Consider the following 25,789-nt stretch of genomic DNA (forward strand, 5'->3'; position numbering starts at 1 on the left):
CTAAAAAGGCTACGTTTGTCTTGGAGTATTTTGGAAAATAAGTGAGACAGGAAAATGCCTTTTTTGAGGGGTTTTCCTGTTTTGCTATCCTGCAAATTTCATTACATTTGACGCCATAACCGTCTACTTTTCATGATCTATAGTATTAAAGGCCGCCTGGTTGAAAAAAATCCGACGAATGTAGTGATCGATTGCAACGGGGTTGGGTATTTTATTCATATTTCCCTTAACACCTATTCCCAAATTCCTTCAGAAGAATCCCTGCAGTTGTACACCCACCTTCAGGTAAAAGAAGATTCGCATACCCTGTATGGTTTCTGGGGAAAAACCGAAAGGGAAATTTTCAGGCTTTTGATCTCAGTTTCAGGAGTGGGCGCAAGTACTGCCCGCAGCATGTTATCTTCCCTTGAACCGGGGCAAATTATGGAAGCAATAGCTGCAGGTGATGTGGCTACCATTCAGGGGATTAAAGGCATTGGGGCTAAAACGGCGCAGCGGGTGATCATTGATCTTAAAGACAAAATTGTAAAAGTATTTGGTATTGATGAAGTTTCAGCAACTCAAAGCAATACAAACCGTGAAGAAGCGTTATCAGCTTTAGAGACCCTTGGGTATACACGAAAGCAATCAGAAAAAGTTGTGGAGAAAATTGTGAAGGCAGAACCCGATGCTTCAGTGGAATCTCTTATTAAGCAGGCACTTAAAAAACTATGACTCCTTTGGAGCAAAATTATAATTCCAGGTTTTGGCTTTCAATTTCCCTTGCATTCCTTGGTGTGCTGGTATTTTCTTCGCCTGCCCTGGCACAGGATACACTCGTTCAACAGGACAGCACAAAAACAGGATATTCCCTGGGGAAACTCAGGTTGCCTAATCCTAACAGCATAGTTGCTTCCTATACCTATGATCCTGTGCTTGACCGGTATGTTTATACCGAAACCCTGGGAAGGCTCAATATCACCGCGCCACTCATTCTCACTCCGCAAGAATACCAGGAGCTGGTGATCCAGGAAGAAATGCAGCAGTATTTTAAGGAAAAATCTGATGCACTTTCAGGAAGAAAAGAAGGTACAGAGGAAGGGCAGAGAGATTTGCTTCCCGGTTTTTATGTGAATTCAGATTTCTTTCAAAATATTTTTGGCGGCGGCGAAATAGAATTTATTCCGCAGGGATCGGTCGCGCTTGATCTGGGAGTGCTGTATTCCAAAAGAGATAATCCTGCGTTCTCACCGCGAAACAGAAGTTCGTTTACTTTTGACTTTGATCAGCGCATTCAGTTAAGCCTTTTGGGGAATGTTGGAGAACGTCTTAAGGTAACTGCCAACTACGATACCGAATCTACTTTCGATTTTCAAAACCAGTTAAAGCTGGAATATACGCCTACCGAAGACGATATCATTCAGAAGATCGAGGTGGGGAATATTACTATGCCGCTCAACTCGGCTTTGATACAGGGCGCGCAGAGTTTATTTGGGATCAAGACCCAGCTTCAGTTTGGTAAAACCACAATAACCGGAGTTTTTTCTGAACAAAAGAGCGAACGGCGCACCGTGAATGTAGAAGGTGGTGCAACCGTGCAGGAGTTCGATAAATTCGCTATTGAATATGACGAGAATAAGCACTTTTTCCTCGCTCATTACTTTCGCGATCAATATGATGAAGCTCTTGAAAACTACCCTTTTATAAACTCTAATGTTCAAATTACCAGGGTGCAGGTTTGGGTTACCAACAGGACAAATAATGTTCAAAATCTTACCAATACCAGGAATATTGTCGCTATACAGGATCTGGGGGAAGCCCCGGTACCTGGAAATATTGGTTTGGAAAATGCGCCGGCTGGTTTCTTTAACCGCCCCGAAGGTTCCTTTGCCGATAACCGAAATAACGACCTTAACCCATTTGGAATAACAGGCCCTCATGAATCTGTGCTTACCCCGGCAATAAGAGATGTGGCCAGGGTAGAATCTGGTTTCGGCGGTTTGCAGGTTTCGGAAGGAAGAGATTACGTGAAACTGGAAAATGCCAGGCAGTTAAAACCTACAGAATACAGGCTGGATACCAGGCTCGGGTATATCTCCCTAAATCAAAGGCTGGCGAGCGATGAGATTCTTGCAGTGGCTTTTCAATACACCGTGGGGGGAGAAGTTTACCAGGTGGGAGAATTTGCCAGTGATGGGATTGACGCCTCTGGAGGCACGGGGATAGAATCTTCTGTCTCTCAAAACCTGGTGGTGAAAATGCTGAAGAGCTCTGTTACCAATGTAGATGAGCCGGTGTGGGATCTTATGATGAAAAACATCTACAACCTTGCAGCATTCAATTTGGAGCGGGAAGATTTTAGGATGAACATTGTCTATACCGATCCTCAACCCCTCAATTACATCACAGGAGTTGACGGTGTTCCTCTGCCTGAAGATGTAGAGCAAACCACACTTTTAAGGGTATTTAACCTTGATAATCTAAATGTTGCGGGAGACCCAATTTCGGGTGGCGACGGTTTTTTCGACTTTGTGCCGGGAATCACTATTAACGCTGAAACGGGAAATATTATTTTCACTTCGGTAGAACCCTTCGGAAGTTATCTCTTTAAAAAACTTGATCTCAACCCAAACACGGGTTCTGAGAGGTACGAACTTCCCGAAACCTGGAATGCCAATCAGCAGAAGTATGTTTTTAGGACGCTCTACGAAACTACCAAGACCCAGGCAGAACAGGAGCAGGCCGAAAAGAATAAATTTCAGCTTCGCGGGCGTTACAAATCTTCAAATGTTGAAGGAATTTCGATAGGAGCCTTTAATGTTCCGCAGGGATCGGTTACTGTAACAGCGGGAGGTCGTGTGCTGCAGGAAGGGGTAGATTATGTGGTGAACTACCAGTTTGGAAGGGTTCAGATCCTGGATGAAGCTTTACTGGCCTCAAATATTCCTATTCAAATATCAACAGAGAATAATGCCCTTTTTGGGCAGCAAACAAAACGTTTTACCGGGATTAACGTGGAGCATCTCTTCAATGAGAACTTCCTGATGGGGGCAACTTATTTAAACCTGAATGAACGCCCACTAACTCAAAAATCCAACTACAGTTATGAGCCCATCAATAACACCATCCTGGGGCTCAACCTGAATTACTCTACCGAATTGCCCTTTTTGACACGCTGGGTGAATAAACTTCCCAATATTGACACCGATGTGGCATCTAATTTATCGCTGCGCGGGGAAGTTGCATATTTAATTCCGGGAGCACCAAAAGGAAGTGAATTTGATGGGCGTGCTACCACTTACGTTGATGATTTTGAAGCCGCACAAACCTCTATAGCTATAGATAATCCGTTGGGTTGGGAACTTTCAAGTGTGCCGCTTGGTTTTGGAGGCGAACTGGCTAACGGAAACCTGGCAACCAATTACAAAAGAGCCAAACTGGCCTGGTACAATATTGACCCTGTTTTCTACGGAAGCAACAGGCCTTCGGGTGTTTCAGATTCAGATCTTTCCAGCTATGCTACCCGCAGGGTGTTTCTAAACGAGATCTTCCCTAATGTAGATGTGGTGCAGGGGCAGTCTCAGGTGCTTTATACGCTAGATCTTGCCTATTATCCAAATATTAGGGGGCCATACAATTATAATCCGCAGGCTGCCGGCGGAAATACCCTGCCAAATCCTGCAGAGAATTTTGGGGGCATCAGCCGGGCTATCAATTCTACCAACTTTGAGCAAAGCAATGTTGAATACATCGAATTCTGGATGATGGATCCCTTCCTGTATTCAGAAAATGCGGGTAATAACGGGGGGACACTTGTCTTTAACCTCGGAAATATTTCCGAAGATGTTTTAAAAGATGGTAGAAAACAATACGAAAATGGTCTCCCTGTAAATGGAGGTGTAGAAAATACTACTTCTACCGAATTTGGTAAGGTGCCATCAAACCAGTCCCTTATTTATGCTTTTAATACTGAAGGGCAGGAAAGGCTGAATCAGGATGTAGGTTACGACGGACTTTCAGATGTCGAAGAAGCTGTGCAATATCCCGGTTTTGGTAACCTTCCCGATCCTGCAGCCGATAATTATGATTATTTTCTGAATGCTTCCGGAGGAATTTTAGAGCGCTATTACGATTACAACGGCATTGATGGTAACTCCCCGCCCGATGTTACCAACACAAATCGCGGTAACAGCACGCTTCCTACTGTTGAAGATCTTAACCGCGACAATACCATGAACACGGTTGACAGCTACTACGAATATGAGGTACCTGTTTTCCCGAACATGAATATTGATAACAGCCGGTATGTGACCGATGTGAAGAACTTCAGCATAAGTTTGCCTAACGGGCAGGAAATGCCGGTGAGATGGCTGCAATTCAAAATCCCGATTTATGAGCCTACTGCGGCCAAAGGCGGGATTGGTGACTTCAGGTCAATCAGGTTTATGCGAATGTTTGTGACCGACTTTGAACAGCCTACCGTGCTTAGGTTTGGAACTATGGATTTGGTGCGTGGAGATTATCGCAGGTATACCCAAACCCTAGATCCAGATAAATCTGACCCGGTTAATGAGAATACTACCTTCACGGTTTCTTCGGTAAGTATTGAAGAGAACGAGAACAGGCAGCCAATTCCGTATGTGCTGCCTCCGGGAGTAGATCGCGAAGAATTGATGAATAATAATACCCAGGTGAGACAGAATGAACAGTCGCTTGCTGTGAATGTTTGTGATCTTGAACCGCAGGATTCCCGTGGCGTTTATAAGAATTTCCAGTTAGACATGCGGCAGTATAAAAACCTGGAAATGTTCATTCACGCTGAACCCGTAGTGAACCGCCTAAAATGGCAGGAAGGGGAATTTGTTGCCTTTGTGAGGATTGGTACAGATTTTACCGATAACTTCTACCAGATTGAAATTCCGCTGAAACCAACAGAATTTGGAGCAGTTTCAGCTTCTGAAATCTGGCCTGTAGAAAACCGGATGAATTTGCCGCTTGAGCTGCTGCAGGAAGTGAAAGCTACTGTTATTGGAAACCCTGAATTAGTCTCTACCGAGCTTAATTTCTTTAGTGAGGCAGGAGACAGGGTCACTGCTGATACACCTTACGAGGTTGGCCAGTTGAGAATTGGGATCAAAGGGAATCCAAGTTTCGGTAATGTTAGGATGCTCATGCTGGGTGTCAAAAATGGCCTTTCTGAAGCCTCTTCCAGGAATTTGTGTGGGGAAGTCTGGTTCAATGAACTTCGGCTTTCTGAGCTTAACAACCAGGGAGGGTGGGCAGCAATCGTGAATATGGATGCCAATGTAGCCGATTTCGCAAACCTTTCGGCTACCGGAAGAAAAAGCACGGTAGGTTTTGGTTCTCTCGAACAGGGGCCTAACCAAAGAAGCAGGGAGGACTTTTTGCAATATGATGTGGTGAGTAACCTAAATATGGGGCAGCTGCTGCCTAGAAACTGGGGATTGAGAATTCCGGTGAGTTACAGCTACGGTGAAGAATTGATCACTCCAAAATATGATCCCGAATTTCTTGACCTGGAACTGGAGACAGTACTTGATAATGCGGCGACAGATGAGATAAGGGATGATCTACAGGAAAGAGCAGAAGATTATACCCGTCGTCAAAGCATCAATGTGATTGGGCTGCGCAAAGAACGTGTAGATGAGGATAAGCCAATGCCGTATGATATTGAAAACTTAAGTGTTTCGGGAAGTTACAATCAGGTAGATCACAGGGATTTTGAGATAGAAGATGCTTTTGACCAAACTGTGCGGGTGGGGGCAACCTATGACTACACATTTGCACCAGTGAATATTGAGCCGTTGCGGAATGTGAAAGCCCTTGACAGCAGTGCATATTTTGCACTTTTAAGGGATTTCAACTTCAATGTTTTCCCGTCGAACATTACGGCGACTTCCACGATTTTCAGGCAGTACAATGAGCAGAAGTTCAGGGAGATCAACCTGCCTCCGGGTTTTCTTAATGGTATTCCCACCCTTTATCAAAGGAATTTCCTGTTTGACTGGCAGTACACCATCAATTACAACTTTACAAAAAGCCTGAGGCTTAATTTTGATTCTTCAACCAACAGAGTGGTGAGGAATTATTTTGATGATGAAAATAATCCCGATACCACCACCAGAGTCTGGGACGGATTCTTTAATACGGGTATTCCAAATCAACATTTCCAGTCGCTGCAAATCAATTATGATCTACCGTTGTCGAAGATCCCTGCGCTTGGTTTTCTTAAAACTACTTATTCGTATACCGGTAACTTCCAGTGGGAACGTGGTTCTGAGATCTTTGAAACCCTTGAAAATGTTCCCGATCTTGGAAACAGTATTCAAAACTCGAATGTTCACCAGATAAGTGCAAACCTGGAGATGCAGACGCTTTATGATTATATAGGGCTCAAGAAAAGAACCCGACCCGGTGGAGGGCCCAATACCATTGAAGAGCGTAGTAAGGCGGTGCCAACATTGGGCAATAAACCCACAGCGCCATCGCAGGCAGATGTTGCCAGGCTTGGTACAGGTGATAGAACTTACAATACCCTGGTTGGCCTTCTCACTTCAATAAGAAGAATTCAGGTGAACTACCAGGAGAACAACGGGATCTTTTTGCCGGGATATACCAATGATATTGGCTTTTTGGGCACCTGGAATCCTACTCTCGGCTTTACTTTAGGGAGTCAGGAAGACGTTAGGTACATGGCTGCGCGTAAGGGCTGGCTTACTTTATATGAAGATTTTAACCAGCAGTACACCGAGGTAGAGAATGAGCAGCTGGGCATTAATGCTGAAGTTTCTCTCCTGCCCGATCTTACCATCCAGTTAACCGCCAACAGGTTGTATTCTGAAACCTTTCAGGAGAATTTCAGGGTAACGGGAGAACAGTATAATCCGCTTACACCGCTTACTTTTGGTAACTTCAGTATTTCCACGATTCTGCTTAAGACCGCTTTTAATCAAACTTCGGCTGAATCTTCGGCTACTTTTCAGGAGTTCAGGGAGAACAGGCTGGCTGTGGCGAGAAGGCTGGCCGTAGCCAATGGATTTGACCCCAATGACACCGATGCAGAAGGTTATCCGGTAGGTTTTGGCAGGAACAGCCAGAACGTGCTACTACCGGCGTTTTTGGCGGCTTATTCGGGAGCCGATCCCGATGATGTTAGCCTGGGGGCTTTTAAAGATTTTCCTCTTCCCAACTGGAACCTTAAGTACACTGGCTTTATGCGCCTGCCCTGGTTCAGAAAGAATTTCAAGAGATTTTCGGTGAATCATGGTTATACTGCCGGGTACACGGTTAACCAGTTCCAAAGCAATTTAGATTATAAGCCTGCCAATCCCCGGGAGGTTGATCAGGCCGGGAATTACAAGAGCGAGCTGTTGTTTTCAAACATTAATCTTACCGAACAGTTTAGTCCGCTTGTGCGGGTGGATCTGGAAATGGCAAATTCGATTAAGATTTTAGCCGATATTCAGAAAGACAGGGCATTGTCATTAAGCTTTGACAACAACCTGCTTACCGAAATCAACGGGAACCAATATACCCTTGGGCTGGGATATCGCATAAAAGATTTAAAAATAGACACGAAGTTTGGAGGGCGTCAAAGGATATTGAGCAGCGACCTTAACTTTAAAGCAGATGTTTCTTACCGGCACAATGAGACGGTAATAAGATATCTCGATATTGATAACAGCCAGGTGACGGCGGGGCAGGATATATGGGCTATTTATTTTAAGGCAGATTATGCCCTTTCCAAGAACCTCACCGCCGAAATATATTACGATCACAGTTTCTCTGAATATGCCATTTCTACCGCATATCCGCAAACTACCATACGTTCGGGCGTAACTTTGAGATATAACTTCGGAAATTAAAAGGGGACGCTTGACTAAAAGGATTAAAAAATTACCTTTGTTATAATAAATTTCTAACCATGAAAATTCCAAAAGATTTAAAGTACACCAATGATCACGAATGGGTGAGAATTGAAGGAGATGTTGCAATAGTAGGTATTACCGATTTTGCCCAGGGTGAGCTGGGAGATATTGTTTATGTTGAAGTAGAGACTGTAGATGAAACTCTGGATAGAGAAGAGGTTTTTGGTACTGTTGAAGCTGTAAAAACAGTATCTGATCTATTTGCACCACTTTCTGGAGAGATCATCGAATTCAATGAGAGCCTTGAAGACGAGCCGGAAAAAGTAAATTCTGATCCTTACGGCGAAGGCTGGATGGTGAAGATCCGTTTTAGCGACCCATCTCAATTAGACGATCTTTTGAGTGCCGAAGAATATACAGAAATTGTTGAGGGTTAAACTCCTTTTCTTTTTTCCGGCCTTAATTTACACGGGGCTTATACTTTACCTGTCTCTCATTAACCTGGCCGATACTCCGGTAAAAGACCTGGGGATGAGCGATAAAACCATGCACTGTGGTGCCTATTTTGGTCTTGGCCTGCTGTGGATGCTATTTGGGCTTTTTACTTTTGAAGAAAAAGGCCTTTTTAAGAGGATAATGTTTATTTCCCTGGCTTCAGTTGCTTTTGGCATTTTTATTGAGGTTCTTCAGGGTGTAATAACCAGTTATCGTCAACCGGATCTTTTTGATATTCTTGCTAATACTATCGGAGTGGTAGTGGCCGCAATTGTCGTTTGGATCCTCAGGAAAAATCTAACGAGGTTAAAAGCTAAGATAAATTTAGTTTTAATGAAAAATTAATTATTTTAGCCAACCTATAATTAAAACGGAATTATGAAACCCAAAAAGAACCCAAAAGCTGATTTGTCCAGGAGAAGCGTTCTGTTCTTCCAGATTGGAATGATCGTGATGCTTTTTGTCACCTGGCAGGCGATTGAGTGGAAAACCTACGACAAGGAAGCTATTGATACCGGAATGGTTGATATGGATGCCTTTGAGGAGGAAGATGTGCCAATCACCGAATTGAATACGCCACCACCACCACCACCGCCACCACCGCCACCAGCACCCGAGGTTATCGAGATTGTAGAAGATGAAGAAGAGGTTGAAGAGACCGTAATCGAATCTACTGAGACTAACCAGGAAGAAATCGTGGAAGTTGAAGAAGTAGAGGTTGTTGAAGAAGAGGAAGAAATTGGGGACGTTCCGTTTGCAGTTATTGAAGATGTACCGGTTTTTCCTGGATGTGAGAATGAAAAGAACAACGAGGCTCGTAAAAACTGTATGAGTGAAAAGATCAATGATTTCGTAAACCGTAGATTTGATACAGGTTTGGGAAGTGATCTTGGTCTTTCAGGAATTAACAGGATTTACGTTCAGTTCAGGATTGAGAAGAACGGTGCTGTAACTGTGTTAGGGGCACGTGCTCCACACCCACGCCTACAGCAGGAAGCTGAAAGAGTAGTGAATATGCTACCTAAGATGCAACCTGGTAAACAACGTGGTCAACCGGTTGGGGTATTATACTCTCTGCCTATTACCTTTAGAGTACAGGACTAATTTAGTCTCACAATATTTAAAAATCCCGCAGCTACTGCGGGATTTTTTTTGCTTAAGACTTTTGTTGTAAGGATGAAAGAAGGCTGATTTTCAACGGGCTGCTGCTCTTCGGTCTAATTATTGATGTTGTGTTATAGAGGTTGTTAAAAAGATGTTTTTAATGTCTGCTTTTAATCTGGAAATTCACTAATCTATAAATATATCATTATGAAAAACAAGAAAAGTGCAAAAGCAGATCTTTCAAAAAGAAGCATCTTATTTTTTCAGCTCGGCCTGGTTCTGGCCCTGTTCCTGGCGTGGCAACTCATAGAATGGCAGGTCTCTTCGGCACCGGTATCGCAGCCAGATCTCGTTATGGCTTACGCGTTTGAAGAAGAGCCTGTTCCGGTAACGCAGGTAGAAGACGTAAAACCACCCGAACTTCCGAAGGAAATAACTGAAGAGGTGGAGATCATCAAAGATGATGTTGAAAAGGAGGAAACCCTGATAGCACCTACAGAAATTCCCGAAAAGATCCTGAAAGTGGCCGAAGTGGAGTATGTTGATGAAGAAGAAAAAATAGAAGAGTATAATATTCACGCAGTAGAGGAGGTGCCCTTATTCCCCGGATGTGAAAACCTTAAAAATAACGATGCCCGTAAACAATGCTTTGGTGAGCAGGTGAACCGGCTGGTGGGTCGCACCTTTGATAAAGCTTTGGGGGAGAAACTGGGGCTTAGTGGGCTGCACCGCATCTATGTGAGCTTTAAAGTGCAAAAAGACGGCACGGTGAAAGCTATTGGGGCACGTGGGCCTCACCCAAAACTGGAAGAAGAAGCTATACGGGTTATAAATGCTTTCCCTGAGTTAATTCCGGGGAAGCAGGGTGGTCAACCGGTGGGTGTAATTTACTCATTGCCTATTGTGTTTAGGATTCAGGAATAAAAGAGTGTCAAAAATGGCATTTTTGATCCCGCAGGTAGCTGCGGGATTTTTTTTGCGTGCAGGAAAAATCATCAGATACTTAAAAAAATGTATCTTTCCCCTGTAATCCATTCAGCTTTGTGCAGGATATGACTAGATTTTACCCGCTCCTCATCTTTTTCCTTCCGCTTTTTGTTTTTCCCCAGTCCTTTAAAGGGGATCCGGAGAGATTTCCGCAGTTTTCAGAATGCAGGGAGGTAGGTTTTGATAAACAGGAACTGTGTTTTAATACTGCCCTAAAAAGGAAGATTAAAGAGGAATTTTTATTGCCCGCTGTTGTTGCTGAAGATAACTACCGGGGTGAAATGGTAGTGCTTTTTGAAGTTACCAGCGACGGAAATTTTCAGGTGAACTACATCAATGCTGCCTACCCCGAACTAAAGGCGGAGTTAAACCGCATTTTTGAGACCCTTCCGAAGATCTCTCCTGCCACATATAACAGCCGGCCCATTGATATGCAGTTTCGTATGCCAATAAATATTCCTTTAGAAGCCGGAGTACCTTCCGCAGTTATGGAGGAAAAGAATGTAAGCATTGTGAAAGCAGAAGTGCCGGAACCGCAGGAAGAACTTGAAATTACCAAAGAATACGAGCAGATAAAGCCGCTGGATTTTAATCATCCAAGATTAGATAGTGATATTAATATTCCGCTCTCTCACGAGTTTTACAGTCGGTTTGAAGATGAGGTGAACATGGTGGGAACTAATTTTCATTCGGCTTCCAAACCTTTTTTGTTTTCCGAAGTAAAAGATTACTACAACTTTGAAGAAGAACTGCTGGGGCTTCAAAAACCTGTCACCTCCTGGATAGGGAGAAAGGTGTGGAATGAGCATTTATTTAAATTTCAGGGTGAAGGGTATTGGTTTACGGTAGATTTTGGGCTTGATGTGCAGGTAGGGAAAGATCTTGATAGTGAGTTGGACGTAACTTACAACAACACACGGGCAGCCATTTTTCAGGGGGGATTGGGTAAGAACCTAAATTTTTACTCGGTGGTATACGAGAACCAGGGAAGGTTTGCCGATTATTTTAACCGTTACGCTGAATCAATAAGACCGGGGAACGAAGGTGCTGCTATTATTCCCGGCCGTGGTATTGCCAAACCTTTTATGGGGCAGGGATATGACTATCCTGTCGCCGAAGGCTATCTTTCTTTTAGCCCCGGGAAATTTTTCAATTTACAATTTGGTCATGGAAAGAATTTTATTGGTGATGGTTACAGGTCGCTATTATTAAGTGATAATGCTTCGCCTTATCCATACTTTAAGCTCAACACCACCTTCTGGAAAATAAAATACACCAACACCTGGATGTCTTTACGCGATGTGCGGCCAGAGGTAACGGGTGAAGATTCCTACCGTACAAAGTTCATGGCAAATCATTACCTGAGCTATAATGTGACCAAAAAATTGAACATTGGCTTTTTTGAGTCGGTGATGTGGGAGAATGACAATAACCGCGGCTTTGACCTTAATTATCTCAACCCCGTGATCTTTTACAGGGCGATCGAATTTTCTACCGGGGCGCAGGCGGGTAATGCTATAATTGGCCTAACCGGAAAATATAAGTGGAGCAACAGTTTTCTTACCTACGGGCAGTGGCTTATTGATGAATTTTCTTCTACTGATGTTTTTGGAGGCGAGGGCAGTTGGAAAAATAAACACGGCTTCCAGATTGGGACAAAATATTTTAATGCATTTAATATTCAGGATCTTCACTTGCAGCTTGAATACAACCAGGTGCGACCTTATACTTATTCACACAATACCATCACGCTTAATTATGGGCATGCGAATCAATCTATGGCGCATTTGTGGGGGGCAAATTTCAGGGAACTGGTTGCTATAGCCCGCTATAAAACCGGCAGGTACTATGGGCACGTGAAAGCCATCTATGGAGAACGCGGATTCGATTTTCTTGATAATGGCGCTTATTACGGCGGAAATATCTATAGAACCGAGGAAGACCGGCCTTTTGAAACAGGTGTGGAAATTGGACAGGGCAATACCACCCAGTCATTTTTTTCGCAAGCTGAAGTAGGATATATTGTTAACCCGGTGACTAACCTGAAGTTCTTCGGAAGTTTTATTTACCGGAATTTTAATCCTGAAGTAAACACCGTAAATCATTTTAAGAATACCGCCTACTGGTTCAATATTGGGTTGCGCACCGATATTTTCAACTGGTATTACGATATGTAGCCCCTATAAGATATTGATTATCAATCTTTGATTTTTTCTTCAGTTTTAAATTTAACGCTGTCGTGTTCTTGGTAAAAACCAATTAAGAAGTATCTTTGCGCCAAAATTGCCATTTTTGGAAAACACCCAAGTACATAGTCCGTCTGTCTCCCTGGTAAGCGATCTTAAGGAAATTACCAAAATGAGGCTGGCTATAAGCGTAGTATTTTCTTCGGTTGCCGGATATTTCTTAGGAGCAGAATCTATTGATTTTCTTACAGTGATCATGCTGGCTATTGGAGGATACTGCCTGGTTGGAGCGTCAAACGCTTATAACCAAATCCTTGAAAAGGATCTTGATCTTTTAATGAAGAGAACTCGCAACAGGCCTGTTCCTTCGGGGAGGATGTCAATAAACACTGCGTTTGTTATTGCCAGTACCCTTACGGTGCTGGGCTTGGTTATACTTTATCTTATCAATCCGCGCACCGCGATGTTTGGCGCGATAAGTATTTTGCTCTATGTTAGTGTATATACTCCTTTAAAAACCAAGACCCCACTTTCTGTCTTTATAGGAGCTTTTCCTGGTGCTATCCCTTTTATGTTGGGATGGGTGGCAGCTACGGGAGATTTTGGTATTGAGCCGGGAACCTTGTTCATGATTCAGTTCTTCTGGCAATTTCCGCATTTTTGGGCCCTGGGCTGGTGGTTGTATGACGATTATGCAAAAGGCGGGTTCTTTATGTTGCCTACCGGAAAAAGAGATAAAGGAACTGCAGTGCAAATTGTGCTTTATACGCTGTGGACTTTGATCGTTTCCCTGATTCCGGCCACAGGAATGACAGGGGCCCTCTATATCACGCCGCTTTCTGCTGCTCTTGTGTTTCTTCTTGGTTTGGGGATGTTATATTATGCAGTGCAGCTCTACAGGAAAAGAGATGAAAAATCGGCAAAGAAACTTATGCTTGCAAGTGTGTCTTACATTACCTTGCTGCAAATAATATATGTATTAGATAAATTAGTTCGAGTATGGATTTAACACAGGGAACCAGTCAGCACAAGCAGGGTAGGGCAAAAAAGATGATGCTTTGGTTCGGGATTATAAGTATGGCCATGATGTTTGCAGGCCTTACCAGTGCCTATGTTGTAAGTAAAAACCGGCCCGACTGGCTTGCTGATCTTCAGTTGCCGGCTACTTTTATCTGGAGCACGCTGGTTATATTTTTGAGCAGCGTCACTTTTCACATTGCTGAAAAAGCGGTAAAACAGAACAAACACAGTCTTGCAACCATGGGGCTTCTTGGTACACTGGTACTTAGCTTAATTTTTATCGGCCTTCAATTCCAGAGCTTTAACGAGTTGCTGGAATCTGGATATTTCTTTACAGGAAGTGCCAGTAGTGTTACCACTTCTTTCCTTTATTTGATCGTTGGGTCTCATTTAGTGCACCTTTTTGGAGGAATAATTGTACTTTTAGTAATAATTTATAACCATTTTAAACAGAAGTACCATGCAGGGCAAACACTTGGCTTAGAACTTGGTGCTACCTTTTGGCACTTTGTTGATGCCCTTTGGATTTACCTGTTTTTATTTTTATATTTCTTTAGATAAATAAAAAACCTATTTTTGCCCATACTTTAAAAATCAAACTCTTTCTATGGAAGCGACTGTTACCAGAACAGGTACCGAAGGAAAAACATGGGGCGGTGGGAATCAACCTTTGAAAGTGAGCTATGGTAAAATGATGATGTGGTTCTTCATCTTATCAGATGCGCTTACTTTTTCCGGGTTTCTTGCCTCTTACGGTTTTGCGAGATACAAATTTTCTAACAGCTGGCCGATTGCCGATGAGGTTTTTAACCACTTTCCGTTTTTGCATGGCGTAGATGCGCCCATGTATTACGTGGCCTTAATGACCTTTATCCTTATTTTTTCTTCTGTAACTATGGTTTTGGCGGTAGATGCCGGCCATAACATGAAAAGAGGTAAGGTGGCTATATACATGTTGTTGACCATTATTGGAGGTATCATCTTCCTTGGGTCACAGGCATGGGAGTGGAAGAACTTTATTCAGGGTACCTATGGTGCTATTGAAACCAGGGGTGGTAATGTGCTGCAGGTTATAGATAATGATGGGCATCGCGTTGCACTGGATGAGTTTGTGGTTGCTGCACCAAAAGAAAGGATTCAGCATGAGCGAACAAATGGCCTTTGGTTTACAGATGAGCCAACTTTGGCACGTTTCACAATGGATGATGTGCTTGCAGGGTTTGAAGCTAATCCAAACCTTCTTATAAGAACACAGGAGTTGACTGAGACAGGAGAGAAAGTGATTTTGACAAGACAGGCATCACTGGCAAAACTTGAGAGCGAAGGTATAGGAGTTATTGAGGGGGCAAACCTTCAAAAAAATGAATATGGAAATCCCCTTTTTGGAGACTTCTTCTTTTTCATCACCGGGTTCCACGGGTTTCACGTATTGACCGGGGTTTTGATTAATATCATCATCTTCTTCAATGTGCTTATTGGTACTTATGAGCGAAGAGGGCATTATGAAATGGTAGAAAAAGTTGGACTGTACTGGCACTTTGTAGACCTTGTATGGGTATTTGTATTTACTTTCTTCTATTTGGTATAATCTGGAATAAGAATTAAAATGGCACACGATACTACACACGCACACGAATCGAACTCTAAAAGGATCTGGACGGTATTTATAATCCTTTCGATCATTACTCTTGTAGAAGTTATTTTGGGGATCATCAAACCAGATTTTCTGGTGCATACCTATTTTGTTAGCTTAAAGCTAATCAACTGGATATTCATTGTTCTTACAATTTGGAAGGCTTATTATATTACCTGGGCCTTTATGCATATGGAAGGCGAGACCAAAGGCCTAAGACGCTCTGTGGTATGGACTGCAGGTTTTCTCATCGTTTACCTTGTTTTTATTCTTCTTACTGAAGGAGATTATGTTCACGAGGTACTGCAGCGGGGGCAGGTGGCCTGGGATTTCTAAAAGTTAAAACATAAAGGAAAGGCGGTTTTAAAACCGCCTTTTTTTATTTTTGTGCACATCTTCCGGAAAGATAATATGAAAAAATTCTTTGTCATTTTTGTGCTTTTTGCACTTCCCCTTGGGGCTTACCTGTTCTTCGCTTCAGGAGTCAATAACTTTGCCCGTCTGCCCGTCCTTACCCAGGAAATTTATCAGCTCGAATCCTTTAGAAGCCTTGAAGGTGATGAAGAGGAAGTGAGCTTTGATAACAAGATCACTATTCTTGGTTTTCCCGGGGTTGAGCCCATAGATTATATGAACAACGCCTATCACCTGGCCGAAAAGATCTATGATCCTTATGCCGAATTTAATGACTTTCAGTTTGTTTCGGTAGTTCCTGAAGGAAGTGAGGCGCAGGTAGAAGAGCTCAAACAAAAAATCTCAAAAGTTATAGATCTCAAAAAGTGGAAATTTGTGACTGCTTCTTCCGAAGAGATCAACGCCCTGTTTGATAGTTTAAATACCAACCTTGAACTAAATGGCGACCTCTCTACACCAAATGTCTTTATTATTGATAAAGAAGGAAAATTACGTGGCAGGGATAAAGATGATGATGGTAGTGAGCTTTTTGGCTACGATACCGGCTCCATCTATGTTCTCAACAATAAAATGACCGACGATGTAAAGGTTATTTTGGCTGAATATCGCCTAGAGCTTAAAAAGTACAATAAAGAGAATACTGAAGATTAATGAAAAATTACTCATACATAGGGCTATTCCTGGTAATCGTTATTTTTGGGATCATTGTGGTTCCCGAAATAATTGACAGGGTGAACGAAGAGGAAACAGTTTCTTCAAACAGGTCTGACGGTCGGGAAGAACGGGCTGCTGCCAACGTTGATCTTGATTATATTATGGTGAATGAAGAAAGGAAGAGAGTTCCGCCTTTCGAATTCATAGATCAACATGGAGATACCATCACCAATAAAGATTATGAAGGTAAGGTTTATATCGCTGAATTTTTCTTTTCTACCTGCCCCACTATTTGTCCTATTATGAAAGACAATCTGGTAGAGGTGCAGGATGTGTTTGCTTCTAATGAAGATTTTGGGATTGCTTCTTTTAGTATAGACACCCGCCATGATACGCCCCAGGTTCTCAAAGAATATGCGGCAAATAACAATATCACCCATCCAAACTGGCATTTAATGACAGGAGAGCAGGAAGATATTTATGGTCTTGCTAATTCCGGATTTAATATTTATGCCGGTGAAGATGAAAATGCAGCAGGTGGTTTTGCGCATTCAGGTTATTTTGCCCTGGTAGATCGTGAGGGTTATATAAGGTCCCGAAAAGACTCTTTTGGAAACCCAATTATTTATTACAGGGGTTCTGTGCCCCGCAATGCAGTTGTGGAGCCGGGAGAAGAAGAGCCTCAAATTGATATACTTATTGCTGACGCTAAAAGACTTATTGATGGTAAATAGAAGTACAGATAAAGTAATGGTGCCTACCATAGTGGTGGTTTCCATCTTAGTGCCGGTTGCGGTACTCATCTTGATGTATTTGCCAGAGCGGTATGATGTTTTGGGCGGAAGCTTTAAGAACTTCCCACTCTTTCACGCCGTGCTTAATTTCTTCACTGCTTTGTTTCTTATAACAGGTTATTACGCCATGAAAAAGAAGGAACTGATATGGCACAGAAATCTTATGATCTCTGCCTTTTTTCTTTCGGCTGTGTTTTTAGTGAGTTACGTGATTTCGAAAATAAGTAATGAACCCGTGCCTTATGGAGGGGAAGGAATACTTAAATATATTTATTTCTTTATTCTTATCACGCACATCCTGCTTTCGGCAATTATTGTCCCTCTTGTTCTGTTCACAATGTACCGTGGCCTTACAGGAGAGGTAGAAAAACATCGTAAGATTGCCCGTTACACCTATCCAATATGGCTTTATGTTGCGGTGACAGGGGTACTGGTGTATTTATTCATGGCTCCTTATTACTAAAGTTATGAAAGTTAGAATTTTTATTACTGCTGTTTTTATTCTTTTCCTTTCGGTTGACGTTGAGGCGCAGTGTGCTATGTGCCGTGCAGTACTTGAAACCGAACAGGGCCAATCTACTGCTGAAGGGATTAACGACGGGATTGTATATCTCATGATCTTTCCTTATTTGTTAATGGCTGGAGTGGCCTACTTCATTTGGAAGTCCAGGAGAAAAAAGCATGTAGAAGAATAATTTCTTCCCTCTTAAAAATGGCATTTTCTTAAATCTTTTTTCAGAAAATGTAACATTTACTGTTTTTACCAGTCTAATGGGTGCGCCTTCATAGTAATTTGAATTACACCCGGTATGATTGAAATCAAAGATTTGCACAAATCCTATAAAACAGGAAGCAATTCCCTGCACGTACTTAAGGGGATAAATTTTAATGTTGCTGAAGGAGAGCTGGTGTCTATTATGGGCTCTTCTGGCTCGGGCAAATCTACCCTGCTCAACATTCTTGGAATGCTTGATGAGGCCGATAGCGGTACTTACAAGCTTGATGGGGTTCCAATTAAAAATCTTAATGAAAAAATTGCAGCCCGGTACCGTAATAAATTTCTCGGCTTTATTTTTCAGTCTTTTAACCTTATCAATTATAAAACTGCATTAGATAATGTGGCCCTGCCTCTATATTACCAGGGCATGAAACGCAAAGAGCGAATAGAGAAGGCAATGGCTTATCTCGATAAAGTAGGGCTTACCCCCTGGGCACAACATCTTCCGAATGAATTATCGGGAGGACAAAAACAACGAGTCGCAATAGCCAGGGCACTGGCAAGTGATCCAAAAGTGTTACTGGCCGATGAGCCTACCGGTGCGCTTGATACCAAAACCTCTTATGAGGTGATGGATCTTATTCAGAAGATCAATGAAGAGGGGCGTACTATTCTCATTGTTACCCACGAACATGATATCGCCGAAATGACAAAACGAATCGTCAACCTTAAAGACGGTTTGATCATAGATGATAAAAAAATAGATCAGGTAAAAGCACTGCAGCATGTTTGATCTTGAACGTTGGGAAGAAATATTTGATACAATTCGCAAGAACAAACTGCGAACTTTTCTCACAGGCCTCTCGGTAGCCTCGGGTATTTTTATCCTCGTTATATTATTAGGTTTGGGAGAGGGAATGAAAAATGGTATTTCTTCTGAATTTGAACGGGATGCCTCCAATATCCTGTATATATGGACGGGTACTACTTCTGTGGAGTATAAAGGGCTTAATCCCGGGCGCAATATTCGGCTGAAGAATACAGATTTTCAAACCACGGCCCAGAAGTATGAGAATGAACTGGAATTCAAATCTTCTGTGTACAGGATTTGGAATGGTGTGGTGACCTACAAGAAAGAATCGGGTTCTTATAGAGTTGAAGGAGTGCTGCCCGACTACCAGTTTCTTGAGAAGAGCAGTATGACCAAAGGGCGTTACATCAATTATTCCGATCATGACAATTATGAAAAGGTGGTGGTGATTGGAAACAGGGTGAGTAATGACCTTTTTAAAGAGGTAGATCCTATTGGCAGATACCTCGAGATTTCAGGCATAAATTTTAAAGTAATAGGAGTGTTCACAGATCCAGGGGGAGAGCGTGAAGAGAGTCGGGTATATGTGCCTTTGTCTACGGGCCAACGTGTCTTCAACGGGCAAAATTACATTAACAACATGGCCTTTACCCTCGAACAAGAGGATAATTTTGAAGCAGCTCTTGCCGCCTCCAACAAATTTACTTCAGAATTAGAACAATTCCTGAAAGAGCAGCACAGCATCGCGCCCGAAGATGACAGGGCTGTGAGCATCAATAATTCTCTCGAGAACATGAAGCGCTTCTACGACCTCATCAATATGATTAAATTTTTCTTTTGGGGTGTGGGTATTTGTACCATTATCGCAGGAATTGTGGGGGTAAGTAATATCATGCTCATTATTGTAAAGGAACGCACCCGCGAAATAGGTGTAAGAAAGGCTTTGGGAGCAGAACCGCTTTCTATAGTCGGAATGATCTTGCATGAATCTATTTTTGTAACTGCCATTGCAGGGCTGGTAGGGCTTATTGGAAGTTTAGCATTGCTCGAACTGGTTGGGCCGCTTATAGAGACAAACTTTATATCGAACCCGTCGGTAGATTTTGGAATTGCACTTACTACAGTGGTTATTCTTATAGTTGCCGGAGCATTGGCCGGCTTTTTCCCTGCTTACAGGGCAGCGAAAATTAAACCTATTGTAGCATTAAGAGATGAGTAAGCATGTTTAGTAGAGATAATTGGGATGAGATACTGGAAGCTTTAAGTGCTAACTGGTTTAGAACCGTACTTACCGCTTTTGGGGTATTGTGGGGAATTTTTATTCTCGTTATACTGCTTGCTGCCGGTAAAGGTTTGGAGAATGGCGTGAAGCAGGGGTTTGGAGGAATGGCAACCAATTCTATGTTCATGTGGACCCAGGTAACTTCAAAGCCTTATAAAGGCCTGCCTAAAGGAAGAAGATATAACTTCAAGATAGATGATGTAGCTGCCATTAAACGGGAAGTGCCAAATATGAGATTTGTTTCTCCCCGTAACCAGCTCGGTGGCTTTGGTGGGGGAAACAACGTGACCAGGGGATTAAACACCGGAGCATTTAATGTTTACGGAGATTATCCTGAAATTATTCAGCAGGAACCTATGGATATTACTTCAGGCAGGTTCATTAATTATTCCGATATCAATGATAAGCGGAAAGTGGCGGTGATAGGAGAGGGAGTGCGCACTACCCTGTATGAACCGGGAGAAGAGGTACTCGGATCATACATCAAGGTTAGTGGGGTGAACTTTATGGTGATTGGCACCTATAAGAAGAAAGGCAATAATGGTAATGCCGAAGAGAATCAAAAACAGATCTACGTTCCTTTTACTGCTTTTTCTCAGGCCTTCAACATGGGGAACAATGTGGGGTGGATGGCAATTACCGCACAAGACGGATCATCTATTACAAATCTTAAAGGTGATGTGATAGAGGTGATCAAGACCAGGCACTCTATACATCCAGAAGATGACAGGGCAGTAGGGAATTTTGACCTTTTTGAAGAGTTTAATAAGATCAACGGATTGTTTGTCGCTTTAAAAGGGGTTGCGTATTTCGTCGGAATTCTGGTACTGCTTTCGGGGATTATCGGGATAAGCAATATCATGCTTATTGTAGTTAAAGAACGAACAAACGAAATTGGTGTAAGGCGGGCACTGGGTGCAACACCCTGGGCAATAAGAGGGCAAATTCTCATGGAGTCCATTTTTCTAACCATTATCTCAGGTATGGCAGGAATTGTATTGGCAACAGGAGTAATAGCACTTGTGAACAAGGCTTTAAGTGGTATGGATACTTCAGAAATGATGTTCCTCAATCCCAGTGTAAACCTTGGCGTAGTGATAACAGCTCTCGCTATATTAATAATATCAGGTCTACTGGCCGGTTTGATCCCTGCGCAAAACGCTATCAAGATCAAACCCGTAGATGCTTTAAGAACAGAATAGATTAAAAATAAATAGAAACAGAATGAAAAGAATTGTAACGATCCTGGTCCTGGTGGTAATCGCAGTAGCATTTACCGGAGCGCTATATTACCTGTATGCCAAAAATCAGGAAGACCCAACTGTTTATGAGACCGAACAGGCTTCAGAAAAAACTATTGTGAAAAAGACAGTGGCTACAGGGAATATTGTACCCAAAGAAGAGGTTTTGATTAAACCCAATATTTCAGGGATTATTGAAGAGATCTTTATTGAAGCCGGTGATCGTATACAGGCCGGTGATCAAATTGCGAAAATACGTGTAATCCCTAATGTTTCATCTCTGCAGAATGCTAAAGATGCAGTGCAAACGGCAAAGATCAACTTTGATAATGAAAAAAGGAATTTTGAACGTCAGGAATCACTTTTTGAAAAGGGAGTAATTTCGGCTAATGAATTTGATGATGCCCAGGTAGCGTTTAGAAGGGCAGAACAGAATTATAAATCTGCACAACAAAACTATGAGATTGTGCGTACGGGAACAACAAGCGGTTTGGGTACTGCTGCAAATACCCTGATTCGTTCTACAGTAGAAGGAATGGTGTTAGACGTTCCTGTGAAAGTGGGGAACCAGGTGATTGAAAGTAATAATTTCAATGACGGTACTACTATAGCTGTTCTTGCCGATGTGAATAAAATGATCTTTGAAGGAAAGGTTGATGAGAGTGAAGTTGGGAAAATAAAAGAAGATCTTCCGCTTGAAGTAACGGTTGGTGCCATTGAAGATAAAACCTTCAAAGCAGTGCTCGACTATATTGCACCAAAAGGAGTGGAAGAAAACGGGGCTATTCAGTTTGATATCGAAGGAACCCTTGATAAAGCCGATACTACTTTTATTAGAGCTGGCTTAAGTGCAAATGCTTCCATTATCCTGGCGAAAGCTGAAAATGTGCTGGCTTTAAGGGAGGCGTTGATACAATTTGATCCTAAAACACAAGAGCCTTTTGTTGAAGTAGCTACCGGAGACCAGCAATTTGAACGCAGGGATGTGGAGTTGGGAGTGAGTGACGGCATCTTTGTAGAAATTAAAGACGGCATTACCGAAAACGACAAAATTAAAGTTTGGAACCAGCTAAAACCGGTTAATCCTACTGCACAAGTGCAATAGATTGTTTGCTGCTGTAACAAAAACGGTTCTTACAAGACTTACATTTTACAACTACAATTATGAAAAGATTTTTATTGACTGCAGTTTTCCTTTCTTCTTCCTTTTTTGGTTTTTCACAACAAAAGGAATGGACACTTCAGGAATGTATAGAGTACGCACTTGAGAATAATATAAGCGTTAAACAGTCTCAGCTTGATGTCGATCTGGCCGATATTCAGATTTCTGATGCCTTCGGAAATTTTCTGCCTTCAGTTAATGGGTCGGCTTCCAATTCCTGGAATACAGGTCTTACCCAAAATGTAACAACCGGAATTCTTCAGACGCAAACTACCCGAAACTTTTCCGCAGGAGTAACAGCGGGATTGACCTTGTTTGACGGTCTTAGGAATTTTAAGCAGTACCAGTACGCTAAAATGGCAAAACTGGCCAGTGAATATTCCCTGGAGCAAATGAAAGATGATATTGCTTTGTTTGTGGCCAATGCTTACTTACAGGTGCTTTTCAACAAAGAAAATCTAAAAGTGATCCAGTCTCAGCACCAAATTACCCTTGAGCAGCTTGAGAGAGCTGAAGCACTGGTAGAGGCAGGTTCTTTACCACGGGGGGACTTACTTGAGATTAAAGCAACTTCTGCCAGTGAGGTACAGCGAATGATTGTTGCAGAAAACCAAATAGAAATCTCCTTGATCGCTCTCGCCCAAACCCTGCTTATAAAAGATTACGAGAACTTTGATATCGCCGAAAGGGATTATGATGTCTTTGGAAATGAGATACTGGATGTTCCGGTGTCTGAAGTCATTGAAGCTGCCGAAGAAGAGCGTTATGAAGTAAAAGTGGCCGAGATGAACACCGAACTCGCAAAAAAAGAGGTTGAAATAGCTCGTGGGGCCTACTGGCCTACGCTAAATGCTTTTTTTAACTATAATACCCGTGAGTCGGGTGCCGGGAGGTTTGTTTCTGCAGGTCTCGATCCCGATGAGCCCTATCGTCAAATAGGTTTTGTAGAGAGTACTGAAGAAATTGTTGTGGCGCCAAACATGGTGAGTGAATTAGGAAACCCGCTCCCATTTTTTGAACAGCTACAGTTGAATGATGGAATCTCTTATGGGGTACAGCTCAATGTGCCGTTATTTAACGGGTTTTCTACCCGTAACCAGGTCAAAAGAAGTGAAGTGAACGTGCTGAGGGCTGAATACCAGATGGAGCAGACTAAACTCGACCTGGAAGCAAACGTTTACCAGGCCTATACCGATGCCCGTGGTGCTTTAAAAGCTTACGAAGCTGCACTGGTGGCCCGGGAGGCACAGCAGCTGGCTTACGAGTATGCTACAGAACGCTACAATGTTGGGATGACCAACGCTTTTGACTTTAGTCAGGCAAAATTCAATCTTGAAAATGCCGAAAGCGAAGTAGTAAGGACCAAATACGATTATATTTTTAAATTAAAAGTGCTGGAACTATATTTTGGAGTGCCCATCACAGACCTTAAATTCTAAATAATGAAGAAGAAGACTATTTATATTATTGTTGGAATTGCCGTAGTTGTAATTGTTCTGCTCGTAGTAGGTAAAAAAGCAGGTTGGTTTGGCAAGTCGGGAAATTTCAAAGAAGTTGAGGTTACCGAGGTGCAGAGGTTTGATGTTATTGAAAAAGTTTCGGCCACAGGTAAGATCCAGCCCGAGGTTGAGGTCAAACTTTCTTCGGAAGTTTCAGGAGAGATCATTGAACTTCCGGTAGTAGAAGGGCAGCAGGTAGAAAAAGGAGATTTGCTGGTGCGGGTAAATCCTGAAATATACCAGTCTAACCTTGAACGGGTGCGCGCCGGACTTCAAAATGTAAGATCAAGCCTGTCACAGGCAGAAGCTTCTTTAAAAGAAGCGGAATCTAATTACCAGCGAAATCAAAGTCTGTTTGAGAAAGGAATAATCTCCAAAGCAGAATGGGACAGGATTGTTTCGGCTTATGAAGTAGCCCAGGCCAACAGGCAGGCTGCTTTTTACAGTGTGCGTAGTGCTGAAGCCAGCGTGAACGAGGCTGTTGAAAACCTGGGGCGAACCAATATTTATGCTCCTATGAGCGGAACTATTTCATCTCTTGATGCCGAGCTGGGGGAAAGAGTTGTAGGTACCCAGCAAATGGCAGGGACCGAAATATTGAGAGTGGCCGATCTTAGCGACATGGAAGTGGAAGTAGATGTGAATGAGAACGATATTGTAAAAGTTTCTATTGGTGACTCTACTATAGTTGAGGTAGACGCATATCTCAAACAGGAATTCAAAGGTGTGGTGACTGAAATTTCAAATTCGGCCAATGCTACAGCAACTGCCGACCAGGTGACCAACTTTAAGGTAAAGGTGCGGATTGTAAAAGAATCTTATGACCATTTGCTTGAAGGAAAACCCGAGAATTTTTCCCCTTTTAGACCCGGAATGACCGCCACGGTAGATATTATTACCAATAGACGCGATGATGTTATTGCTGTGCCCATAAGTGCAGTAGTTGTAAAAGCCGATACCAGTGCAGGCAGCCGCAACAACAGTGAAGAAAAGGTTTTAGAAGAGCTTTTTGAAACAGTGTACGTTAAAGAAGGTGATGAGGCGAAGGTGCGCGTTGTAGAAACAGGAATACAGGATGATTCCAGGATTGAGATCAAAGAAGGTCTTGAAACCGGGGAAATGGTTATTACAGGACCTTATAACACCGTGACCAAAATTCTTAAACCCGGAGATAAGGTAGAAGTGAAGGGGGAAAAAGAATAATTTCTTACCTTTCGGCCGTGATTCTATGTATTGAAACAGCTACCACAAATTGTTCGGTAGCGCTGGAAAATAAAGGGAAGTTGCTGGCTTTGAAAGAAGATTACAGCAATAATTATTCGCATGCCGAAAGGTTACACCTTTTTATCGAAGAGATTCTTCGGGAAAATGAGGTAGGCGCGCGCGATCTGGATGCCATTGCCGTAAGTAAAGGTCCGGGTTCCTATACGGGCCTTAGAATTGGAGTTTCGGCCGCTAAAGGGCTCTGCTTTGCCCTGGAGCTGCCGTTGATCTCTATTCCTACCCTAAGGTCCTTGGCTTTGCAGGTAAAACAGGAAAAAGACGGCTTCATTATTCCCCTTTTAGACGCCCGAAGAATGGAAGTCTATACCGCCGGGTTTACCGCCGATTACCGAAAAGTTTTTGACACCCGCGCACAGATCCTTGCTCCCGATTCTTTTTCGAAGTACCTGGAGAATGCTGCTGTTACTTTTATAGGAAGTGGAGTCGAAAAATTCAGCAAGATTTGTGAACATCCCAATGCTACTTTTATTAAAGGTAAATTACCATCAGCTTCAAAGATGGTATCACTTGCTTCAGAAAAATTTCAGAAACAAAAGTTTGAAGATGTAGCTTACTTTGAGCCGTACTATCTCAAAGACTTCATGGCAGGATAGGTTCAAAATTTACTGTTGAAGGTTTATGGTTTGTAGTTTAAAGA

Annotated in this window: 22 protein-coding genes; all 22 read left to right on the forward strand. The window is 42.6% G+C overall.

Annotated elements, in window-relative coordinates:
* Window positions 1–132 precede the first annotated feature (132 nt).
* The 22 genes from ruvA (at window position 133) to tsaB (ending at window position 25,745) form a co-directional block, all read left to right on the forward strand.
* Window positions 133–714: a Holliday junction branch migration protein RuvA gene (gene ruvA, locus OQ279_RS03450; protein WP_266068403.1), complete on the forward strand. Its 582-nt coding sequence runs from the start codon at window positions 133–135 to the stop codon at window positions 712–714.
* Window positions 711–7,865, forward strand: a complete 7,155-nt coding sequence (gene sov / locus OQ279_RS03455) for a T9SS outer membrane translocon Sov/SprA (RefSeq protein WP_266068404.1) — start codon at window positions 711–713, stop codon at window positions 7,863–7,865. Before ruvA ends, sov begins: the two co-directional genes overlap by 4 nt.
* Window positions 7,866–7,924: 59 nt before the next feature.
* Window positions 7,925–8,305, forward strand: a complete 381-nt coding sequence (gene gcvH, locus OQ279_RS03460) for a glycine cleavage system protein GcvH (protein WP_266068405.1) — start codon at window positions 7,925–7,927, stop codon at window positions 8,303–8,305.
* On the forward strand, window positions 8,271–8,708 hold the full coding sequence (locus tag OQ279_RS03465) for a VanZ family protein (protein ID WP_266068406.1): 438 nt from the start codon (window positions 8,271–8,273) through the stop codon (window positions 8,706–8,708). Before gcvH ends, OQ279_RS03465 begins: the two co-directional genes overlap by 35 nt.
* Window positions 8,709–8,741: 33 nt before the next feature.
* The gene (locus OQ279_RS03470) at window positions 8,742–9,467 is read left to right on the forward strand and encodes an energy transducer TonB (protein WP_266068407.1); all 726 of its coding nucleotides are present in this window, start codon (window positions 8,742–8,744) and stop codon (window positions 9,465–9,467) included.
* A 207-nt stretch (window positions 9,468–9,674) separates the two neighbouring features.
* A complete protein-coding gene (locus tag OQ279_RS03475) occupies window positions 9,675–10,391 on the forward strand; it encodes an energy transducer TonB (protein ID WP_266068409.1) in 717 nt (238 codons plus the stop codon).
* A gap of 128 nt (window positions 10,392–10,519) precedes the next feature.
* The gene (gene remB, locus OQ279_RS03480) at window positions 10,520–12,631 is read left to right on the forward strand and encodes a gliding motility outer membrane protein RemB (protein ID WP_266068410.1); all 2,112 of its coding nucleotides are present in this window, start codon (window positions 10,520–10,522) and stop codon (window positions 12,629–12,631) included.
* A 115-nt stretch (window positions 12,632–12,746) separates the two neighbouring features.
* On the forward strand, window positions 12,747–13,649 hold the full coding sequence (cyoE, locus tag OQ279_RS03485; RefSeq protein WP_266068413.1) for a heme o synthase: 903 nt from the start codon (window positions 12,747–12,749) through the stop codon (window positions 13,647–13,649).
* The gene (locus tag OQ279_RS03490; RefSeq protein WP_266068414.1) at window positions 13,640–14,221 is read left to right on the forward strand and encodes a cytochrome c oxidase subunit 3; all 582 of its coding nucleotides are present in this window, start codon (window positions 13,640–13,642) and stop codon (window positions 14,219–14,221) included. Before cyoE ends, OQ279_RS03490 begins: the two co-directional genes overlap by 10 nt.
* A 46-nt stretch (window positions 14,222–14,267) precedes the next feature.
* Complete coding sequence (locus OQ279_RS03495) at window positions 14,268–15,248, forward strand: cytochrome c oxidase subunit 3 (RefSeq protein WP_266068415.1); 981 nt, start codon at window positions 14,268–14,270, stop codon at window positions 15,246–15,248.
* Window positions 15,249–15,266: 18 nt separating this feature from the next.
* On the forward strand, window positions 15,267–15,629 hold the full coding sequence (locus OQ279_RS03500) for a cytochrome C oxidase subunit IV family protein (RefSeq protein ID WP_266068416.1): 363 nt from the start codon (window positions 15,267–15,269) through the stop codon (window positions 15,627–15,629).
* Window positions 15,630–15,704: 75 nt separating this feature from the next.
* Window positions 15,705–16,358, forward strand: coding sequence for a hypothetical protein (locus OQ279_RS03505; protein ID WP_266068417.1), 654 nt, complete (start codon window positions 15,705–15,707; stop codon window positions 16,356–16,358).
* A complete protein-coding gene (locus tag OQ279_RS03510) occupies window positions 16,358–17,095 on the forward strand; it encodes an SCO family protein (protein WP_266068418.1) in 738 nt (245 codons plus the stop codon). The genes OQ279_RS03505 and OQ279_RS03510 overlap by 1 nt, the downstream gene beginning before the upstream one ends.
* Window positions 17,085–17,618 (forward strand): DUF420 domain-containing protein, encoded by a 534-nt coding sequence (locus OQ279_RS03515; protein WP_266068419.1) that lies wholly within the window; start codon window positions 17,085–17,087, stop codon window positions 17,616–17,618. Before OQ279_RS03510 ends, OQ279_RS03515 begins: the two co-directional genes overlap by 11 nt.
* 4 nt (window positions 17,619–17,622) lie before the next feature.
* Window positions 17,623–17,850: a CAMCR motif-containing small membrane protein gene (locus OQ279_RS03520; RefSeq protein ID WP_266068420.1), complete on the forward strand. Its 228-nt coding sequence runs from the start codon at window positions 17,623–17,625 to the stop codon at window positions 17,848–17,850.
* 114 nt (window positions 17,851–17,964) lie between these two features.
* Entirely contained in the window at window positions 17,965–18,666 is a 702-nt protein-coding gene (locus OQ279_RS03525) for an ABC transporter ATP-binding protein (protein WP_266068421.1), read from the forward strand.
* Complete coding sequence (locus OQ279_RS03530; RefSeq protein ID WP_266068422.1) at window positions 18,659–19,903, forward strand: ABC transporter permease; 1,245 nt, start codon at window positions 18,659–18,661, stop codon at window positions 19,901–19,903. Before OQ279_RS03525 ends, OQ279_RS03530 begins: the two co-directional genes overlap by 8 nt.
* A gap of 2 nt (window positions 19,904–19,905) precedes the next feature.
* A complete protein-coding gene (locus OQ279_RS03535; RefSeq protein ID WP_266068424.1) occupies window positions 19,906–21,168 on the forward strand; it encodes an ABC transporter permease in 1,263 nt (420 codons plus the stop codon).
* A gap of 22 nt (window positions 21,169–21,190) precedes the next feature.
* The gene (locus OQ279_RS03540; RefSeq protein WP_266068426.1) at window positions 21,191–22,312 is read left to right on the forward strand and encodes an efflux RND transporter periplasmic adaptor subunit; all 1,122 of its coding nucleotides are present in this window, start codon (window positions 21,191–21,193) and stop codon (window positions 22,310–22,312) included.
* 59 nt (window positions 22,313–22,371) lie between these two features.
* Window positions 22,372–23,808: a TolC family protein gene (locus OQ279_RS03545; RefSeq protein WP_266068427.1), complete on the forward strand. Its 1,437-nt coding sequence runs from the start codon at window positions 22,372–22,374 to the stop codon at window positions 23,806–23,808.
* 3 nt (window positions 23,809–23,811) lie between these two features.
* Complete coding sequence (locus OQ279_RS03550; protein WP_266068428.1) at window positions 23,812–25,071, forward strand: efflux RND transporter periplasmic adaptor subunit; 1,260 nt, start codon at window positions 23,812–23,814, stop codon at window positions 25,069–25,071.
* A gap of 17 nt (window positions 25,072–25,088) precedes the next feature.
* The gene (tsaB, locus tag OQ279_RS03555) at window positions 25,089–25,745 is read left to right on the forward strand and encodes a tRNA (adenosine(37)-N6)-threonylcarbamoyltransferase complex dimerization subunit type 1 TsaB (RefSeq protein ID WP_266068429.1); all 657 of its coding nucleotides are present in this window, start codon (window positions 25,089–25,091) and stop codon (window positions 25,743–25,745) included.
* Window positions 25,746–25,789: the final 44 nt, after the last annotated feature.

This window comes from Salinimicrobium profundisediminis (assembly GCF_026241755.1).
Lineage (GTDB): Bacteria > Bacteroidota > Bacteroidia > Flavobacteriales > Flavobacteriaceae > Salinimicrobium > Salinimicrobium profundisediminis.

Excerpts from the sequence above, each read along its gene's own strand:
- gcvH (WP_266068405.1), top strand. The coding sequence starts at position 7,925 with ATGAAAATTCCAAAAGATTTAAAGTACACCAATGATCACGAATGGGTG.
- remB (WP_266068410.1), top strand. The coding sequence starts at position 10,520 with ATGACTAGATTTTACCCGCTCCTCATCTTTTTCCTTCCGCTTTTTGTT.
- OQ279_RS03510 (WP_266068418.1), top strand. The coding sequence starts at position 16,358 with ATGAAAAATTACTCATACATAGGGCTATTCCTGGTAATCGTTATTTTT.
- OQ279_RS03515 (WP_266068419.1), top strand. The coding sequence starts at position 17,085 with ATGGTAAATAGAAGTACAGATAAAGTAATGGTGCCTACCATAGTGGTG.
- OQ279_RS03525 (WP_266068421.1), top strand. The coding sequence starts at position 17,965 with ATGATTGAAATCAAAGATTTGCACAAATCCTATAAAACAGGAAGCAAT.
- OQ279_RS03495 (WP_266068415.1), top strand. The coding sequence starts at position 14,268 with ATGGAAGCGACTGTTACCAGAACAGGTACCGAAGGAAAAACATGGGGC.
- OQ279_RS03545 (WP_266068427.1), top strand. The coding sequence starts at position 22,372 with ATGAAAAGATTTTTATTGACTGCAGTTTTCCTTTCTTCTTCCTTTTTT.
- OQ279_RS03490 (WP_266068414.1), top strand. The coding sequence starts at position 13,640 with ATGGATTTAACACAGGGAACCAGTCAGCACAAGCAGGGTAGGGCAAAA.
- OQ279_RS03550 (WP_266068428.1), top strand. The coding sequence starts at position 23,812 with ATGAAGAAGAAGACTATTTATATTATTGTTGGAATTGCCGTAGTTGTA.
- OQ279_RS03470 (WP_266068407.1), top strand. The coding sequence starts at position 8,742 with ATGAAACCCAAAAAGAACCCAAAAGCTGATTTGTCCAGGAGAAGCGTT.
- OQ279_RS03530 (WP_266068422.1), top strand. The coding sequence starts at position 18,659 with ATGTTTGATCTTGAACGTTGGGAAGAAATATTTGATACAATTCGCAAG.
- OQ279_RS03520 (WP_266068420.1), top strand. The coding sequence starts at position 17,623 with ATGAAAGTTAGAATTTTTATTACTGCTGTTTTTATTCTTTTCCTTTCG.
- OQ279_RS03500 (WP_266068416.1), top strand. The coding sequence starts at position 15,267 with ATGGCACACGATACTACACACGCACACGAATCGAACTCTAAAAGGATC.
- ruvA (WP_266068403.1), top strand. The coding sequence starts at position 133 with ATGATCTATAGTATTAAAGGCCGCCTGGTTGAAAAAAATCCGACGAAT.
- OQ279_RS03505 (WP_266068417.1), top strand. The coding sequence starts at position 15,705 with ATGAAAAAATTCTTTGTCATTTTTGTGCTTTTTGCACTTCCCCTTGGG.
- OQ279_RS03540 (WP_266068426.1), top strand. The coding sequence starts at position 21,191 with ATGAAAAGAATTGTAACGATCCTGGTCCTGGTGGTAATCGCAGTAGCA.
- OQ279_RS03475 (WP_266068409.1), top strand. The coding sequence starts at position 9,675 with ATGAAAAACAAGAAAAGTGCAAAAGCAGATCTTTCAAAAAGAAGCATC.
- OQ279_RS03535 (WP_266068424.1), top strand. The coding sequence starts at position 19,906 with ATGTTTAGTAGAGATAATTGGGATGAGATACTGGAAGCTTTAAGTGCT.
- sov (WP_266068404.1), top strand. The coding sequence starts at position 711 with ATGACTCCTTTGGAGCAAAATTATAATTCCAGGTTTTGGCTTTCAATT.